14 protein-coding genes are annotated in these 19,630 nt (G+C 39.2%); 13 read left to right on the top strand and 1 reads right to left on the bottom strand.

The genetic code is table 11. The features are described 5' to 3' along the window. Positions 1-284: 284 nt before the first annotated feature. From BM086_RS01470 to aguB, 12 genes are all read left to right on the top strand, one after another. Positions 285-569, top strand: coding sequence for a co-chaperone GroES (locus BM086_RS01470; protein WP_092322336.1), 285 nt, complete (start codon positions 285-287; stop codon positions 567-569). A gap of 63 nt (positions 570-632) precedes the next feature. Beyond that, positions 633-2,255 (top strand): chaperonin GroEL, encoded by a 1,623-nt coding sequence (gene groL, locus BM086_RS01465; protein ID WP_092322333.1) that lies wholly within the window; start codon positions 633-635, stop codon positions 2,253-2,255. Positions 2,256-2,726: 471 nt separating this feature from the next. After that, on the top strand, positions 2,727-3,029 hold the full coding sequence (locus BM086_RS01460; protein WP_092322329.1) for a hypothetical protein: 303 nt from the start codon (positions 2,727-2,729) through the stop codon (positions 3,027-3,029). After that, a complete protein-coding gene (locus BM086_RS01455) occupies positions 3,022-3,597 on the top strand; it encodes a hypothetical protein (protein WP_092322327.1) in 576 nt (191 codons plus the stop codon). Before BM086_RS01460 ends, BM086_RS01455 begins: the two co-directional genes overlap by 8 nt. Before the next feature lie 173 nt (positions 3,598-3,770). Next, on the top strand, positions 3,771-6,221 hold the full coding sequence (locus BM086_RS01450) for an MMPL family transporter (RefSeq protein WP_092322323.1): 2,451 nt from the start codon (positions 3,771-3,773) through the stop codon (positions 6,219-6,221). Between the two features lies 1 nt (position 6,222). Next, positions 6,223-10,119, top strand: coding sequence for a hypothetical protein (locus BM086_RS01445; RefSeq protein WP_092322320.1), 3,897 nt, complete (start codon positions 6,223-6,225; stop codon positions 10,117-10,119). Positions 10,120-10,303: 184 nt separating this feature from the next. Beyond that, the gene (locus BM086_RS01440) at positions 10,304-11,752 is read left to right on the top strand and encodes an aminotransferase class I/II-fold pyridoxal phosphate-dependent enzyme (RefSeq protein ID WP_092322317.1); all 1,449 of its coding nucleotides are present in this window, start codon (positions 10,304-10,306) and stop codon (positions 11,750-11,752) included. A gap of 54 nt (positions 11,753-11,806) precedes the next feature. After that, on the top strand, positions 11,807-12,670 hold the full coding sequence (gene speE, locus BM086_RS01435) for a polyamine aminopropyltransferase (protein ID WP_092323498.1): 864 nt from the start codon (positions 11,807-11,809) through the stop codon (positions 12,668-12,670). A gap of 27 nt (positions 12,671-12,697) precedes the next feature. Then, positions 12,698-13,960, top strand: coding sequence for a saccharopine dehydrogenase family protein (locus BM086_RS01430; RefSeq protein ID WP_092322314.1), 1,263 nt, complete (start codon positions 12,698-12,700; stop codon positions 13,958-13,960). A gap of 138 nt (positions 13,961-14,098) precedes the next feature. Then, positions 14,099-15,265: a carboxynorspermidine decarboxylase gene (nspC, locus tag BM086_RS01425; RefSeq protein WP_092322311.1), complete on the top strand. Its 1,167-nt coding sequence runs from the start codon at positions 14,099-14,101 to the stop codon at positions 15,263-15,265. Positions 15,266-15,298: 33 nt separating this feature from the next. After that, on the top strand, positions 15,299-16,630 hold the full coding sequence (gene aguA, locus BM086_RS01420) for an agmatine deiminase (RefSeq protein WP_330391472.1): 1,332 nt from the start codon (positions 15,299-15,301) through the stop codon (positions 16,628-16,630). A 125-nt stretch (positions 16,631-16,755) separates the two neighbouring features. Further along, a complete protein-coding gene (gene aguB / locus BM086_RS01415) occupies positions 16,756-17,655 on the top strand; it encodes an N-carbamoylputrescine amidase (protein ID WP_092322308.1) in 900 nt (299 codons plus the stop codon). A gap of 41 nt (positions 17,656-17,696) precedes the next feature. Here aguB and hslO read toward each other — a convergent pair whose 3' ends face one another. Next, positions 17,697-18,602 carry an Hsp33 family molecular chaperone HslO gene (hslO, locus tag BM086_RS01410; protein WP_092322305.1) on the bottom strand — a complete coding sequence of 302 codons (906 nt, stop codon included), beginning with the start codon at positions 18,600-18,602 and terminating at the stop codon, positions 17,697-17,699. A gap of 376 nt (positions 18,603-18,978) precedes the next feature. Between hslO and BM086_RS01405 the strand changes: the two genes are divergently transcribed. Further along, positions 18,979-19,614 (top strand): redox-sensing transcriptional repressor Rex, encoded by a 636-nt coding sequence (locus tag BM086_RS01405; RefSeq protein WP_092322302.1) that lies wholly within the window; start codon positions 18,979-18,981, stop codon positions 19,612-19,614. Positions 19,615-19,630 lie beyond the last annotated feature (16 nt).

Raw genomic sequence — 19,630 nt, 5'->3', positions numbered from 1 at the left:
AAGAGTTGCAAAGCAACTCTTTGTTCTTCTTTAAAGGATAGAAAATGATGCAGAGTAAGAATATATCAGTACTTTTAATGGTTGCGTACATATTTGTAGAAATAATGAGTATATAAGAGAAAAAAAGAGTAATAATTAGCATATGCATTATATATCGGAATATATACGGTTGCACATAGGGCAGTAACTAATTAATATATTTTCTAGTAGTTAGCACTCGATAAAGCTGAGTGCTAACAGATAAATAAAAAAAGAATGAAATTACATATAAAGGAGGCTTTATTATGAAGTTAGAACCACTTTCAGACAGAGTTGTACTGAAGGCTCTTGAGGCTGAGGAGACTACTAAATCAGGAATCGTTCTTCCTGGCGCTGAGAAGGAGAAACCACAACAGGCAGAAGTTATCGCAGTTGGTCCTGGTGGAATGGTAGATGGCAAGGAAGTTAAGATGCAGGTTAAGGTTGGCGACAACGTTATCTATTCTAAGTATTCAGGAACAGAAGTAAAGCTTGATGATGAGACATTTATCATTGTTAAGCAGAATGACATTTTGGCAGTTATCAAGTGAGTAATACGGAGAAATCCGTATATCATGGAGTAAATTATATATCAAAATTGGAGGAACTTTAAAATGGCAAAGACAATTAAGTACGGCGCTGACGCCCGCACAGCTATGGTAGAAGGCGTTAATAAGCTTGCTGATACAGTTAGAGTTACAATCGGACCTAAAGGAAGAAACGTAGTTCTTGATAAGTCCTATGGCGCACCTACTATTACAAACGACGGTGTTACAATCGCTAAGGAAATCGAGCTTGAAGATGCATATGAGAACATGGGAGCTCAGCTTGTTAAGGAAGTAGCTACAAAGACAAACGATGTTGCAGGTGATGGAACAACAACAGCTACAGTTCTTGCACAGGCAATGATCAACGAAGGTGTTAAGAACCTTGCAGCAGGAGCTAACCCAATCGTACTTAGAAAAGGTATGAAGAAGGCTACAGAAACAGCTGTTGAGTCTATCAGCAAGATGGCTACAAAGGTTAAGGGCAAAGAGCAGATCATGAGAGTAGCAGCAGTTTCATCAGGTGATGATGAAGTTGGTCAGATGATCGCTGACGCTATGGAAAAGGTTTCTAACGATGGTGTTATCACAATCGAAGAGTCCAAGACAATGCAGACAGAGCTTGACCTTGTAGAAGGTATGCAGTTTGACAGAGGATATATCTCAGCTTACATGGCTACAGATATGGACAAGATGGAAGCAACTCTTGAAGATCCATTCATCCTCATCACAGATAAGAAGATTTCAAACATTCAGGATATCCTTCCTCTTCTTGAGCAGATTGTTAAGACAGGCTCTAAGCTCCTTATCATCGCAGAGGATGTTGACGGTGAAGCTCTTACAACACTTATTGTTAACAAGCTTCGTGGAACATTCAATGTTGTAGCTGTTAAGGCACCTGGTTATGGTGATCGTAGAAAGGCTATGCTTGAAGATATCGCAATCCTTACAGGTGGTAAGGTTATTTCTTCTGACCTTGGTCTTGAACTTAAGGATACAACAATGGATGATCTTGGACGTGCAAAGAGCATCAAGGTAGAGAAAGAGAAGACAACTATCGTTGATGGCCTTGGAAACAAGGACGAAATCAAGGCTAGAGTTTCTCAGATCAAGAAGCAGATTGAAGATACAACATCTGATTTCGATAAAGAAAAGCTTCAGGAGAGACTTGCTAAGCTCGCTGGCGGTGTTGCAGTTATCAGAGTTGGTGCTGCTACAGAGACAGAGATGAAAGAAGCTAAGTACAGAATGGAAGATGCTCTTAACGCTACAAGAGCAGCTGTAGAAGAAGGCATTATCTTTGGTGGTGGTAGTGCATATATCCACGCTTCAAAGGAAGTTGAAAAGCTTGCTGATTCACTTGAAGGTGATGAGAAGACAGGTGCAAGAGTTGTTCTTAAGGCTCTTGAGGCTCCTCTTTTCCACATCGCAAACAATGCCGGTCTTGACGGATCTGTTATTGTTAACAAGGTTAAAGAGTCTAAGCAGGGCGTAGGCTTCAATGCATACACAGAAGAGTATGTAGACATGGTTAAGGACGGAATCATCGATCCTGCCAAGGTTACAAGATCAGCTCTTCAGAACGCAACATCTGTAGCATCCAGTTTCCTCACAACAGAAGCAGCAGTTGCTACAGTAAAAGAGCCCGTTCCTCCCATGCCAGCAGGAAATCCCGGCATGGGAATGATGTGAGCGATAACGAGCAAAGCTCACCCAAACAATATAATTCAAAAACCACGAAGTGGTTTCAAAATAAAAGGAGCATCCCCTCAAGCTTGCTTGAAAGGGGACGCTCCTTTTATTTTGAAAGAATCGCGTTAGCGATTTTTGAATTATATTGATTGGGTGAATTCTGCGACAACGTACGATGGGGAAATTGCGGTAGCAATTTCGCCATATGCAGCTTGCTTGAAAGGGGACGCTCCTTTTATTTTGAAAGAATCGCGCTAGCGATTTTTGAATAATATTGTTTGGGTGAATTCTGCGACAACGTACGATGGGGAAATTGCGGTAGCAATTTCGCCATATGCAGCTTGCTTGAAAGGGAGTATCTCTTCTTTTAGGTGCGCTGGTAAATGTATTTTATGGGATATATTATAATGATTGGAAAGATGCTATAATATGCATGAAATATGTTTAGGTGGGGCCTAGATAAGGGAAATAATGAGAAACATAGTAACATTTTCTAGAAAGAGAGGTACTGCAATGTTTAAATCTAAACTTACAATAGATGATTTAAAAGTTGGAATGCATGTAGTGCCTGAGCAACTGTCAGATCTTTACGGAGTTTGGGTATTTATTAATCCAGAGACTGCAACCAGTGATGGGTTTGATATACTGTATTTTTGTGATGAAAACACAAAAGATGATAAGGAAATAGAAAAAATACAAAAACAGTATGGCAAAACAACAGTCATTTTCCAGCCAAAATTCTATGAAGATGAGGACGCTGCGATATATGACTGATTTTTTAGAAATAACACTTACAAAGAGCTTAGAATTTAGATGCGATTTCAAGTCTGATATTTATGGAATTCATGGAGAATCAATTTTTTATCCAAGCATAAGACAATCAGGTATTAAGATAGATACAGGAGCTCATGGCATTTTAATTCCCTTAAGAACCTTGTGTTGGACTGATGCACAGATTCAACAACTGTTAGATGATGTTGTTAAACATAACAGAAAAAATCTATCTGTTATAAATGGTGTAGAAAGTACGAATATCATTACAAGCAGTCATCTTCGCAATGAATCTGAGAGTTTTATAAAATGCTATAGGGGAGTAGCAATCAGTATACTGGCTGACAAAATAGTTGTTGATGATCTTGAATTTAATGATATTCCTGTTAGAGTAACTCCACATACAACAGGCAATATTCTGCTTGGGATGGATGTCATAAAAAAGATGGATAACCATATAGGTACAAGCAAAATTACTGGACAAACCGTTTTGCTTGCTTGTCCTGAAAATGCAATTAGTAAAGGTTATTTGAATGCATTAGACAGGCACTTTGGAATTAAGAAAATATGAATATCAGCTGTTCTACCATTCATGGTAGGGCAGCTTTTTTCACATGATACAAATCATTTCTATTTGAAATGCCTTTTTGAAAGAATTGCAATACCCCCCACAACCTTGCGTAATATCATTAAAGGTCATAAAATTAATTCTATAAGAATTCATAATCTTTTTGGGGGAGAGAAATGGATACTAAAGAAGAAAAAGGCGTCAACAACGTCATGCTCAAAATCTGCGCTTTTATCGTGGATAAGCGCAATCTCTTTTTTCTTATTTACACAATTCTGTGTATTTTCTCAGTAATATCACGAAACTGGGTGAGCGTTGAAAATCAACTTGCAAAATATCTGCCAGCCACTTCAGAAACAAGACTTGGTCTGGATATCATGGATGAACAGTTTACTACCTATGGCTCAGTAAAAGTCATGGTGGCAAATCTGCCTTACGACCGCGCGCTTATTATAAAAGATGAGCTTGAGGCGATGGACGGCGTATTTTCAGCAGAAGTTGATGATACTGACAAACACTATAATAATGGCTCTGCGCTTTTTAATATCACTTTTGATTATGATGAAAAAGATGAACAGTGCCTTGTCCTTTTGGACCAGGTTAAAGAGTATTTTAAAAACTATGATTATTATCTTTCAACGACTCTTGGAGATATTCAATCTGAGCTTATCAATAAGGAGATGAGTGTTATTTCCATCATCGTTGTAATAGTCGTTGTTGCTGTACTTATCTTTACATCGCAGGCATACGCTGAAGTGCCGGTTCTCTTGCTCACATTTGGAAGTGCAGCTCTGTTACAGATTGGAACCAATTTCTTATTAGGTACAATTTCTTTTGTCTCTGATTCTGTGACTATAGTGCTGCAATTGGCACTCTCAGTAGACTATGCGGTTATTTTCCTAAACCGCTATAAAGAAGAGCATGAGATTCTTGATTTCAGAGAAGCTTGCATTATTGCGCTTTCCAAATCAATTCCTGAAATTTCAGGCAGCTCACTTACAACTATCGGTGGTCTTGTTGCCATGCTCTTTATGCAGTTTGGGATAGGCAGAGATATGGGAATAGTACTGATAAAGGCCATAATCCTTAGTCTTTTGTCAGTATTTCTTTTGATGCCGGGAATAATAATGCTTTTTGCAAATCTTATGGAGAAGACAAAGCATAAAAACTTCATTCCTCAGATTCCGTTTGTAGGGAAATTCGCTTATGCCACAAGATTTATAATCGCGCCTGCATTTGTAATAGTAATTATTCTGGCAAACAGAATATCATCAAAAACTCCTTATGTTTACGGCTATTCGCAAATAACTCCGCCACTTATAAATGAAGTACAGAAAGCTCAAAACCTCCAGGATGAAAATTTTCGATCAGACAATATGGTGGCTCTTGTTTTTCCTTCGGGTGATTATGAAAAAGAAAAACATCTTATCGAAGATCTGATGGCTGAAGGAAAGATATCCTCAATCACAGGCCTTGCAAACACGGAAGCGCTAAATGGCTATACTCTTACTGAAAAGCTAACTCCAAGACAGTTTTCAGAACTTTTAAATATTGATTATGAAGTGGCAGAACTTATTTATACTGCATTTGCAGTAAATGATGCTGACTATGCCAAAGTTGTAAATGGTCTTGCAAGCTATAAAGTGCCGCTTATTGACATGTTCATGTTCGTATATAAAGAGGTAAAAGAGGGCTATGTTACTCTTGATGATGAGCTGATGAAAAAGCTTGATGATGCAAACAGAATGATGAATTTTGCAAAGAAACAGCTTCAGGGTGAAGATTTTTCCAGAATGATCGTGTATCTCAATCTTCCTCAGGAGTCGGATGAGACCTTTAGTTACATAGAGCATATGCATACTGTAGCTGAAAAATACTATGATGCTGATAAGATTTATGTGGTTGGGGAATCTGTCAGCCAATATGATCTTAAGAAATGCTTTGGAAGAGATAATACGGTTACAAGCGTAATATCGATTCTTGCGGTACTGGTAGTTCTTTTATTCTCGTTCAAATCAGCAGGTATGCCGGTTCTTCTTATTGCGGTCATTCAGGGCTGCATCTGGATTAACTTTTCGGTACCTGCTATTGAGCACGACAATCTCTTTTTCCTGGGATACCTGATTGTCAGTTCAATACAGATGGGCGCAAATATCGACTATGCGATTGTTATAGCGGGAAGATACACTGAACTTCGTTCTACTATGGGAAAAAGAGATGCAATCATAAATACGATGAATCTTTCATTCCCGACTATTATTACTTCAGGAACTATGCTTGCTGTCGCAGGAACCCTAATCGGAAAAATGACTTCTGACTGTGCTATTTATGGTATAGGTAAGTGCCTTGGAAGAGGAACAATCATCTCAATTTTGATAACTATGTTTGTTTTGCCACAGATTCTTTTGGTGGGAGATAAGGTAATTGAACTTTCCGCCTTTGTCATGAACATGCCTATCCAGACTAAACAAAAATCAGGCTCAATGCGAATTGACGGCATGGTGCGCGGACATATTGATGGCAATATAACCGGGGTGGTTCATGCTGTGGTAAAGGGAAATATCAGCGCTTATGTTGAAAATGGGGACATTCAGATGATTGAAGATAGTGAAGGGGAGAATATCTGATATGAAAAAGAGAATATGCGCATTTTTTCTTGGAACGATATTTTTTACAACTCCGGCATTATCTGTTATGGCTGAAACAGGGGAAGAAATCACAACCGGAGCGCAGGAAATTGCAATAGAGAATGAGACAGATGTGGATGCAGATATCAAGGAGCAGATAGAGTCTGAAATTCCTGAAGAAAAAGAAGAAATAACCATAAGTAGTGTGGATGATTTTTTGAAATTTGCACAGGACTGCCGATTGGATACCTGGTCATTAAATAAGAGAGTGTTTCTTACTTCTGATATCTCACTTAGGGGTGTGGACTTTAATTCCATCCCTTCTTTTGGCGGTGAGTTTTATGGCGGCGGCCATACTATAAGTGATCTTAGCATTGACAATGATATGTCCTACAGCGGTCTTTTTGTTGTTGTGCAAAAAAGTGGTCTTATCAGTGATCTCAAAGTGGAAGGAGATATTATTCCTTCAGGCCAGCAGATAATGCTCGGAGGGATTGCAGCGAATAATTATGGACGGATTATTAAATGCAATTTCAAGGGCGTTATAACCGGCAACGATTATGTAGGCGCTATCACAGGAACAAACCAGCTTTCGGGAGTAATTGAGAATTGCTCCGCTGAAGGGTATGTTCACGGAGTACATTTTACCGGCGGTATTTGCGGTTTGAATATGGGTAATATCAGTGATTGTACCAATGAGGCTATGATCAATACTTCTAATGAAGATACAACAATCACCATTGATGCTATGGGGACGCTTAATAAAGCTATTTCCCTTGTTAAGAATTCTAAGAGCGTTTCAGAAGAGGCTAAAGCTGATGTGACAGCATCGGATACGGGAGGAATTGCAGGTAATTCTATAGGCATCATTACAAATTGTATAAATATAGGTGATATTGGCTACGAGCATGTGGGATATAACGTCGGAGGCATAGCTGGAAGACAGTCCGGATATATGTACAAATGCACTAACACTGGCAGTATCCTTGGACGAAAAGATGTCGGAGGCATAGTAGGCCAGGCTGAGCCTTATATAACTGTTGATCTTAGTACAGACATCGCGTATCAGCTTTCAGAAGCTATCGGTAAGCTTCATGATTATGTCACAGCAACACTTAGAGATACCAAGAATCAGTCTGCAACTATTACAAACAGACTTTCAAATATTCAACAGTTTACAGATGGAGCACTGACCGAGGTAAAGTTTATTGCAGACGGAACCATAGATTATGCAAACGGTATTTCGGGTGCTGCTTCTGAAGCTTTTTCGAGAGTTGATTATGTTATGGAGGAGGCGTCAAAAGATGGCGGCGCAATGGACCATACGGTAAATGCCATCGGTAATGCAGGGGATTCTGCACAAAACATAAAAGATGCAGTTTCACATCTTGAAATTGAGAGCTATTTAGATGGAGATACGCTGGAACAGTACAATAATGCAAAAAGTGTTCTGGATAATGGCACATCTCAGTACTACGAACTGTTAAAAAGGGCAAAAACACCTTTTTACAATTACTATATTTACAATGGAGGAATAGAAAAAGCGGCTGTAGATGCGGTTGATGCAATAGATTTTTACCTCTCTGACGGAACAGTTGCCGATTATACGGGCTGGAATACTGCCTATGACAATACCCATGACGATGCAAGCCATGCCGCAATATTTGGGTTTATAGAAAATGGTGAGAAGTTTGCGGAAAGTGGTGTTTGGAAGCATGCTTCTGATGATGCAGAATTTCCAGTGCTTGATACCGGAGATAAACTTGCAAGGAATGCCACTGATGCGGCGCTTTCTTCGAATGCAAAGCTTAAGGCAGAACAGGCAGCAAATACCTATGCAAAAGAAAGATGGGTTAATCCAACAGATAGCAGCAGAACGGGATACGATGCACTAAATAACATCTACTTTTTTGATGAGGATATGGAAAGTGCCACATCCACTCTTTTGACAATAGCTGAGAATTATATTCCTCTTGCAGCAAACGATGTGAGGCAGGATGCGGTTAAGGCTATGAATTCTCTTGAAAGCGCTGCAGGGGAGCTTAAGGAAGCAGGAAATCAGACCAGATCAATACTTGGGGATGTTGCCGGGAGAGATAGCATTGCTTTTCCGCAATTTAGTGATGAATATAAAATGCATACCACAGCATTTGTCGATAACATGAAGGGAATGAACGATAACTTTGGAATCTTAAGCTCTGAGCTTAACAATGCGACAGGTGTTCTTGTGGATGATCTTCAGCAAATGTCTGATCAGTTCAATACTATCATGCTTCTTTTTACTGATGCGGTGGATGGAGTTCTGGAAAAAGACTATACTGGCATTTATTCAGATGTTTCCCTTGAGGAAGCTCAAGAATGCACGGATGCAACTGTTGATGAGTGTATTAACTATGGAAATGTGGAAGGAGACATAGATACAGCGGGCATTGCCGGTGCAATGGCTATAGAATACGAATATGACAAGGAAAGCGACATTACAGGAATAAAGGATACAAAACTGAATACTTCTTTTATAACTAAATGTGTTCTTCGTGGTAATACCAACTACAACAACGTTACTTCCGAGAAGAATTATGCCAGCGGTATATGCGGTCTTCAGGAAATGGGAACAATATATGGCTGCGTAAATATGGGAAATATTTCTTCTAATTCCGGAGAGTTTGTGGGCGGAATTTGTGGAAGGTCGTTGTCTTATATTGTGAAATCCAAGTCCGGGGGAATCCTTGACGGCGGTGCATATGTTGGCGGCATCGCAGGTGATGGAATGCATATTTCCGACTGTATGTCTCTTATTAAGATACAGAATGCAACAAGATGGTATGGAGCAGTTGCCGGGCATGTGGATGATGCGGGAATTGTCAGAGACAACTTTTTTATTAGTGATGAGCTTGGTGGAATTGATAGGATAAGCTACAGCAAAAAAGCTGAGCCTATTGGGCATGCGGATGAAAGAGCTTCTGCAGCATTTTCTGACATGACTATTTCTTTTATCCTTGAGGACGAGGATTTAATTGATGGAAAAGAACTTATAAGAAAGCAAAAGAAAAAATACGGCCAGTCAATAAATGAAAGTGAATATCCCAAAGTAAATGAAAAAGAAGGATATTATGTGGACTGGGATATAGATAAAATTGATGATATTACGACTGATGAGGTGATCACTGCCAGATATATCAAGTACAGAACAACTATCTGCGATGAGCTTACATCTGATAATGACGGATTTTATCAGGGTGAATTGATGGTGGATGGCAAATTCAAGGAAAATGAAAGACTTCAGATTGAAAAGTATGCCAATTACACCATCGAAGGACTTCTGAAAAACGCAAATAATATCGACCTTAAGACAATAACTAATCTTAATGATTATGAAACTTTGACTGTCACTGTGCCAGATGATGGAAGTGCATCCCATCAGATACGCTTCAGACCGGAAAGAAAACTGGTTGAAGTTTTCAAAAACTATGAGGTTTATGTAATTGATAATGATGACGGCTCTAAACAGCATTTGGAAAAGAAAGGAATGATGGGAGATTACAGCCTTTATGACGTGGAGGGTAACAACTTTACGCTAAATATTCAATTTGTTAAGGCTAAGCGTGAGATATATAAGTACATTATTTTGCTGGTTTTGATTGTTATAGTCGGAATAGTTATTCTGGTAGTAAATCTGATCATTATAAGACGGAACAGAAAGAAATTCCCTGAGATGTTCAATTCTATAAATGAAAAGGTTACAGAAATGATTGATAGCAAGGAACAGCTATTTTACGACGACAGTAAGGAAGAGAAAACAGAGAAAGAAAAGGCGGAAAACGAAGAAAAAACAAGTAAAGAGAGCCCTGAAGATACTACAGAAGATGATACTAAAAACAGATCAGAAAACAACGAATAACAATTGTGATATTTTGCTTTAATAATAAGGCGTTTTATAGTATTATTAACTTGATATGTAATTAGATATGAGAGGGGTAGCGTGACATATATTTTATAGTAGACGCTGGGTAGACACGTTTATTATAAATGTATGAAATGCCACTCCTTTAGTTTCGTATATGGATTGTGGGAGGATTTTGTAGTTGAACTTAGATAGACAGAGAAAAGCGCCGGTTTATGAGGCTTTGGAAAGGTTCAGAAAGCAGAGGGTTGTTCCTTTTGATGTTCCCGGACATAAGAGAGGAAGAGGAAACCCTGAACTGGTCAGCTTTTTAGGAGATAGATGTGTCGGAATTGATGTCAATTCCATGAAACCGCTCGATAATCTTTGCCATCCGGTTTCTGTTATCAAAGAGGCTGAGGAATTAATGGCAGATGCCTTTGGCGCAGCGCATGCTTTTATGATGGTAAATGGTACTACGAGCGCCGTTCAGGCTATGGTTCTTTCCCATGTTAAAAAGGGCGAGAAGATAATCATGCCCAGAAATGTGCATAAGAGCGCTATTAATGCTCTTATCCTTTGCGGTGCCATTCCTGTTTATATTGATCCCAAGGTAGATACAAATCTTGGAATACCGCTTGGAATGGAACTTGCTGATGTAAGGAAAGCCGTTGAGGAAAATCCTGAAGCTAAGGCTATTCTTATAAATAACCCTTCATATTATGGAATATGCTCAGATCTTAAATCAATTGTTGATCTGGCGCATGAGCATGGTATGAAAGCTTTGGTTGATGAAGCCCACGGAACTCACCTTTATTTTGGACCTAATCTTCCGCTTAACGCAATGGCAGCCGGCGCTGATATGGCAGCCATAAGCATGCACAAATCAGGTGGAAGCCTTACACAGAGTTCAATCCTTTTGTGTGGTCCTGATGCCAATATTGGATATATCAGCAGAATCGTGAACCTTACACAGACCACAAGCGCAAGCTATCTGCTTCTTGGAAGTCTTGATATCTCCAGGAGAAATCTTGCTTTAAACGGAGCTGCAAGCTTTGAGAAAGTTACCAAGATGGCGCAGTATGCAAGAGAAGAGATAAATGATATTGGCGGCTACTATGCGTATGGGAATGAGCTTAAAAATGGCGGTAGCATTTTCGATTTCGATGAGACCAAACTTGTTGTCAATACCCGTAAAATAGGTCTCACCGGAATTGAGGTATATGATCTTTTGAGAGATGAGTATGATATTCAGATGGAGTTTGGGGATCTGTCTAATGTTATGGCTTATATCTCAATCGGAGACAGACTTCAGGACATTGAAAGACTTGCGGGAGCTTTGGCTGATATCAGAAGATTGTATAGTAAGCCTGAGCAGAGCTTTTTCTCAGCAGAATATGTGACACCTATCGTTAAAGCGACACCTCAGGAAGCCTTCTATGCAGAAAAAGAATCACTTCCTGTAGAAAAGACGGTAGGAAGAATAAGCGCAGAATCAGTTATGTGTTATCCTCCGGGAATACCGATTCTTTCTCCGGGTGAAGTTATCACAGAAGAAATCCTTGATTACATCAGAACAGCTAGAGAAAAAGGCTGCTCGATGCAAGGACCTGAGAGCGAGGATATTTCTGAGTTGTTTGTACTGAAATAAACAGAGTATTTGTACATATCACATTTATGGAGGTAATCGGTCGAGATGGCTGAAATGGATTATTGGTTCAGTGACATGCACACTGGAAATGTTAAGATCAGTATCAGAATCAGCAAACAGCTTTTTTCTGGTAGCAGTGAGTTTCAGAGAATAGATGTTTTTGATTCACCTGAATTTGGCAAATTTCTTACATCAGATGGAAATATAATTTTCTCTGAAAAAGATGAATTTACATATGACGAGATGATAGTACATGTGCCTATGGCTGTTCATCCCAAGGTTCAAAGAGTGCTTGTCCTTGGTGGCGGAGATGGCGGTGTTGCCAGAGAACTTTGTCACTACGATGAGATCAAGGTAATCGATGTGGTTGAGCCTGACAATATGTTTGTGGAAGTATGCAAGCAATACTTCCCTGACAATGCAGTTGGTCTCGAGGATGACAGAGTGCATATATATTACCAGGATGGCCTTAAGTATCTTAGAAAATGTGAAGATATGTACGACCTTATCATAAATGATGCAACAGAACCTTTGGGACATGAAGCAGGTCTTTTTACAAAAGAGTTTTATGGCAGCTGCTACAAGGCTCTTCATGATGATGGAATCATGGTTTATCAGCATGGAAGCCCATTCTACGATGAGGATGAAGAGAGCTGCAGAGCAATGCACAGAAAGGCTTACAGAGTATTCCCTATTAACAGAGTTTATCAGGCACATATTCCCACATGTCCTGCCGGATATTGGCTCTTTGGTTTTGCAAGCAAAAAGTATCATCCACTCAAGGACTTTAATCCTGACAGATGGGATGAGCGAGGCATAAAGACCTGGTATTATACCACACACCTTCATAAAGGGGCTTTTATGCTTCCTAAGTATGTAGAAGATCTTCTTCAGGAAGAAGAAGATATGTCCAGATAATTATATATTTTTTAGGAGGGTTGCTAAATGAGCAGACTATTAGTAATTGGTTGCGGAGGAGTTGCGCAGGTTGCAATTCAGAAATGCTGCCAGAACACAGAAGTATTTACAGAGATGTGCATTGCAAGCAGAACAGTAAGCAAGTGCGATGCTATGAAGGAGAAGCTTGAAAAACAGGGAACTCCTGTTAAGATCACAACTGCAACAGTTAATGCAGATGATGTTAATGATGTTATCAAATTAATAAAAGAGTATCAGCCTGATGCTGTTTTAAATGTAGCACTTCCATATCAGGATCTTGTTATCATGGATGCCTGCCTTGAGTGCAAAGTTGATTATATTGATACAGCAAACTATGAGCCTGAAGATACAGATGAGCCTGTATGGCGCGCTGCATATGAAAAGCGCTGTAAAGAAAAGGGCTTTACAGCATATTTTGATTACAGCTATCAGTGGGCATACATGGATAAGTTTAAGGAGGCTGGTATCACAGGACTTCTTGGAACAGGTTTTGATCCTGGTGTTACATCTGTATTTACTGCTTATGCTAAAAAGCATTATTTCGATGAAATCCACTATGTTGATATCATGGACTGCAACGGCGGTGACCATGGTTATGCTTTTGCAACCAACTTTAACCCTGAAATCAATCTTCGTGAAGTAAGTGCTAACGGAAGCTACTGGGAAGATGGTCATTGGGTTGAGACTAAGCCTATGGAAATAAAGAGAGTTTATGATTTCCCTGAAGTTGGACAGAAGGATATGTACCTTCTTCATCATGAGGAGATTGAAGCTCTTGGCCGCAATTTCCCTGAGATAAAGAGAATCAGATTCTTTATGACATTTGGACAGAGCTATCTTGATCATATGAGATGCCTTGAGGATGTTGGTATGCTTTCAACTTCTCCTGTTAATTTTGAGGGAAAAGAAATCGTTCCTATCCAGTTCCTTAAAGCTCTTTTACCGGATCCTGCAAGCCTTGGCCCTAGAACTGTTGGTAAGACAAATATCGGATGCATATTCCGTGGAATCAAGGACGGAAAAGAAAGAGTTGTCTACATCTATAATGTATGTGACCACCAGGAATGCTACAAAGAACTTGGAAGCCAGGCTATCAGTTATACAACCGGTGTTCCTGCAATGATCGGAACAGCGCTTGTGCTTAGCGGCAAGTGGAAGAAGCCCGGCGTATTTACAACTGATGAGTTTGATCCTGATCCATATATGGATATGCTTAATAAATACGGTCTTCCTTGGGTTGTTGATGAAAATCCTGTTTTGGTTGACTGAGATTGAGGAACAGTCGGAATAATTGTAATGTTTTTCCGTATAGTTCCTAATGAAAATAGCTGAGGAAACGAGGATATATTCTTTTGTTTATCGGAGGAATAATCCCGTTTCATGTCAGCGCTTATTCGAGGGGGCAAGATGAACTTTAACGAGATTAAGACACCGGCTTATGTTATTGATGAAAAGAAACTTCGTGAAAATCTAGAGATTCTGGACAGAGTTCAGAAAGAATCCGGCGCAAAAATTCTTTTGGCGCAAAAAGCATATTCAATCTATCAAACCTATCCCCTGATTGGAAAATATCTGTCAGGTGCAACAGCATCCGGATTATATGAGGCCAAACTTGCTTATGAGGAGCTTGTAAATGTACAAAATGATTCAGGGCGAAAAATTGAGAATCACGTTTATGAGCCTGCTTTTGGCGATGAAGAGATGAAGGAACTATGTGAGATCTGTGATCACATGGTGTTTAATTCATTGTCTCAGCTTGAACATCACAGAAGTGCTTGGGAAAGAGCTGTAAATGAAGGGAAGCTTTCTGTGGGACTTAGGATAAACCCTGAGTATAGCACACAGGAAGATCATGATATTTATGATCCATGTTCTGCAGGTTCCAGACTTGGAATCAGATTGAAGGATATGCCGGAGGAATTGCCGTCACTGGTAGAGGGACTTCATTTTCATACTTTGTGTGAGCAGGGCTTTGAGCCGTTAAAGGACACTTTTGAGGTCTTCGAAAAGAAATTTGGGAAGTATTTATACAAGATTAAATGGCTTAATCTTGGTGGCGGACATCATATTTCAAGAGAGGATTATGATGTTGACGGGCTTATCAATTTAATTAAAAGTATCAGAGCAAAGTATGGTATTGAAGTATATCTTGAGCCGGGAGAAGCAATTGCGCTCGATGCAGGATATCTTGTTACTACCGTTATGGATATTATCGCAACAGATGCAATGCCTGTTCTTATTCTTGATACCTCTGCTGCCTGTCATATGCCGGATGTTCTAGAGATGCCTTACAGGCCACCGCTTAGAGATGGTGAGGAACCGGGCGAGATGAACTATACCTACAGATTGTCTTCAAGAACCTGCCTTGCCGGCGATATTATTGGCGATTACAGTTTTGCCGAAGAGAAAAGAATCGGAGACAGACTTGTATTTGAAGATATGGCTATTTACAGCATGGTGAAAAATAATACCTTTAATGGTATGCCACTTCCTGACATTGATATTCTTCATGAAAATGGTGAAGTGGATTTAATACGTTCCTTTGGATACGAAGATTTTAAATCAAGATTGTAATGATTATTATGCCTTATTGATGGGAGATTAGATTTGACTAAAAAGATTAGCACATTTCCAATAGATGATGATTTTTTTATGCCTGCTGAGTTTTCAAGACATGATGGAACTATTATGATCTATCCTGTCCGCCCGGGGAGTTGGGGGAAGGATAGAAGTGGCGCAATCAGGTCTTTTTCCAGAGTGTTCATCGAAATCCTTAAGCGAGAAAATCTGTACCTTTTAGCAGATAAAGCGCATTGGAATGAGGCGAAGGATTTGCTTGATGACATCATTACGGATTTTGTTGATGGAACTGATAGATTGGTGCCTCCATGCACAGTTGTTGAAGAAGGGAGGATTCTTAGTGAAGGTGAAAGACTTACTCGGAATTTTGAAGGAGTCGTAACCCTTCAGGATATATTAGAGAATAGATGTCTTATTTTTCCTATTGAATCTGATGATGCCTGGGCGAGAGATGTTGGTCCTACATTTGTTAAAAAGAGGGATAGCGTAGATAATAAGCACGGATATTCTACTGATTTGAAAAGTGCTGAAACTAAGGATAACGCAGATAATCTAGATACAAATATAAGAGGAATCAACTGGGAGTTTAATGCCTGGGGCGGAGAGTTTGATGGCTTGTACGCCAATTGGGATAAGGATGATAAAGTTGCATCTGCTTTCTGCAATCTGTGCGAAATTGAGATGTATGATGCGCATCCCTTTGTGCTTGAAGGAGGCTCCATTCATTGTGACGGTGAAGGAACTGTGATGGTTACTGAGAGCTGTCTTTTGAGTGAAGGCAGGAATCCTTCTATGACAAAGGCTGAGATTGAAGAGACTCTTAAGAAATATCTCGGGGCTGAAAAAGTTTTATGGCTTCCAAAGGGAATCTATAATGATGAGACCAATGAGCATGTAGACAATGTTTGTGCATTTGTGGCTCCGGGAGAAGTGGTCCTTGCCTGGACTGATGATGAGAATGATCCGCAGTATTCTATGTCTAAGGAAGATTTGGATTATTTAGAGAGTGTGACGGATGCAAGGGGAAGGAAAATAATTGTTCATAAACTTCCTATTCCTAAGAATCCGATTCTCATAACTGAAGAAGACCTTGATAATTATGAATTTGAGGAAGGTGAGGATTTCAGAGAGGTTGGAGAGAGACTTGCTGCAAGTTATGTGAATTTCTATTTTATAAACGGAGCCGCACTTGTTCCGCAGTTTGGCGGAGATAATGCTGATAGTGACAAAAGAGCGCTTGAGATACTAGGTGAGCTTTGTCCTGACAGAGAGATAATTGGAATTCCTGCAAGAAATATACTTCTTGGAGGCGGAAATATTCACTGTATAACACAGCAGATTCCTGAGAATAATCTCTGATGAAAGTGGCTCATATCATGTCAGACTTTAAGGCTTGAAAGAAGTATATTATGTATTTATATAAAATGAAAGAAACAAGTTTTTACTGTGGATTCATTCATTTTAATAGGAGAATTATTGGATAAATGGGAAACAAGATTAAAGTAGCCTGCGTTCAGTTTGAGTGTGGCAAAACTGCTTCTTCGGATGCTGATCAGGTAAAAAGAAATATAGAAACTGCGGATAGACTATCAAGAGAGGCTGCAAGTGAAGGCGCAAAGATTATTCTTTTGTCTGAATTATTTGAGAGAAAATATTTTTGCCAGGAAAGAAGATACGATTATTATGAACTTGCCCTTCCATTGGAAGAGAATCCTGCAGTTAACCATTTTAAAAAGCTCTGTGCTGAGCTTAAGGTTACTATGCCTATATGCGTATTCGAAAAATCGGGCAATACTTTTTATAATACGGTAGTCATGATTGATGCTGACGGAAGTGAAGTTGGAATCTATAGGAAAACTCATATTCCGGATGATCATTATTATCAGGAAAAGTTTTACTTTACTCCGGGAAATACAGGCTTTAAAGTGTTTGATACAGCCTATGGCAAAGTTGGTGTTGGAATATGCTGGGATCAGTGGTTCCCTGAAACAGCAAGGAGCCTGGCACTTTTAGGAGCGGATATCATTCTTTATCCGACAGCAATCGGCTCAGAACCAATTCTTGATGTAGACAGTTCGGGACACTGGATGAGAACAATGCAGGGACATTCTGCTGCAAACATCATTCCTGTTGCTGCTGCCAACAGATTTGGTAAAGAAGATGTTGAGCCTTCAGAAGAAAATGGCGGACAAAAGTCTTCACTTACATTCTATGGAAACAGCTTCCTTACTGATGAAACTGGAGATGTTATATCAAGAGCCGGCAGAGATAAAGAGGAAATCATATATGCAGAATATGATTTTGAAGAAATAAGAAAAATGCGCTCTTCGTGGGGGCTTTTCCGCGACAGAAGACCGGAGTGCTATAAGGCGATTACTGAGTGAAAAAAGAGACTTTGCTTAACGGGGCAAAGTCTCTTTTTGAATTACTGATTTCTAGTATTTACTTTAGCTTTCACTTTGATTTCTTTTAGTTCATCAACACTGAACTTATAAGCTTTGTTGCAGAAATGACAGTTTACTTCAATTTCTTTTCCATCATCTATCATTTCCTGAATTTCTTTTTCTCCGATGAGCATAAGAGCTCTCTCAACACGGTCCTTATCACAATTGCAGTAGAAGTTCAAATCTACAGTGTCTGTAAATTCTATATCAAAACCGTCGAGAACTATCTTAAGCATATCTTCGGGAGTTTTCCCGGCTTTTAAAATGTCTGTTACTGAAGAAAACTTTTTAAGATTTTCTTCAAGGAGGTTTATTGTTTCTTCATCAGCAAAGGGCATAAGCTGGATGATAAAGCCACCGGCAGCTACAACAGATAGATTTTCTCTTTCAACAAGAACGCCAAGCCCTACAGAAGAAGGTGTCTGCTCTGATTTAGTAAAATAGTAAGTTAAATCTTCAGCAACTTCTCCGGTATAGAGAGGAACCTGACCAACGTAAGGCTCTTTTAATCCCATGTCTCTTATAACAGTAAGTGTACCTTCGCCGATGCCGCCACCGACATTTAAGTGTCCTTCTGCATTCGGTTCCATTATTACATAGGGGTTAATAACATAACCCTTAACATTACCCTTGTTATCAGCGGTTGCAAGAACACCTTTAAGTGGTCCATCACCGTCCATCTTAACTGTGATCATATCACTGTCATTATCCATCATCTGTCCCATCATAACAGTTCCGGTCATAAGCCTTCCAAGAGCAGCAGTTGCGATAGGAGAAAGTCCATGGGCTTTTCTTCCGTAGTCTGCAAGGTCCCTGGTTGTGGCAGCGAATGCTCTGATCTGCGCATTTCCAGCGGTAGCGCGCACCATATAATCTTTATATGACATAAAATCACCTCATTTCCTCCAAACATTATAAAGAATTTGATGCAACTATTCAAATGGAAAGATCTTTCCCCATTTATATTTAGTAACAGTAAGATAAATTTGCCGTTTAATATATATCCTCCGGCGCCGCAAATGACATTAGGAAATATCTAATGCCGTTTTTTACGATAGATATATGTTTTTAATGCTAAGAATTCAAAATATTAAATAAGTATAAGATTAATTGACATGGTTTTAACAGACAGATATAATATTATTTGAGAAATAATTAACAAACTATTAATTTTGAATGACAGTTATTTGTGAAAATATTCCAAATATCACTGTTATTTATAATGAAATTTCATAAAAAATAAATAGAAGAATGGAGCAGACAATGGCAGAAAAAGAAATTTCTCAGGCTGTAATTGGTAGGCTACCTCGATATTTCAGGTACTTGGGGGATTTGAAGGAAAAGGGCGTTGAGAGAATATCATCTCAGGAGCTCAGTGATATCATGAAGGTTACTGCTTCTCAAATAAGGCAGGATTTTAACAACTTTGGCGGATTTGGACAACAGGGCTATGGCTATAATGTCAATTATCTTTACGATGAAATCAGTAAAATACTAGGTATAGACAAGCAGCACAGTCTGGTTATAATAGGCGCAGGGCATCTTGGCAAAGCCATTGCGGGCTATACCAACTTTACCAGAAGAGGATTTGTTTTTAAGGGAGCATTTGATTGTAATCCTGAATTATATGGAACTAAGATAAGGGATGTTGAAGTTCGCCCCGTAGAAGAAATAGAAGAATTTATTAAAAAGAATCAGATAGAAATTGCAGTTTTAACGATTCCTAAGGATCAGGCAGTGCCAATGGCACATAAGTTAGTTCAGTATGGAATCAAGGCTATTTGGAACTTTGCGCATGTTGATCTGGATGTTCCTATCAATATTCAGGTAGAAAATGTACATTTATCTGACAGTTTGATGAAATTATCGTATAATATTAATAGATACGAAAACAAATAATCATTCTGTTGAATAG

The organism is Butyrivibrio sp. YAB3001 (genome assembly GCF_900112195.1).
In the GTDB taxonomy this organism is placed as follows: Bacteria; Bacillota; Clostridia; order Lachnospirales; family Lachnospiraceae; genus Butyrivibrio.
Note: the sequence above shows the minus strand (reverse complement) of the source record. Positions and strands in the feature narration are given on the sequence as shown.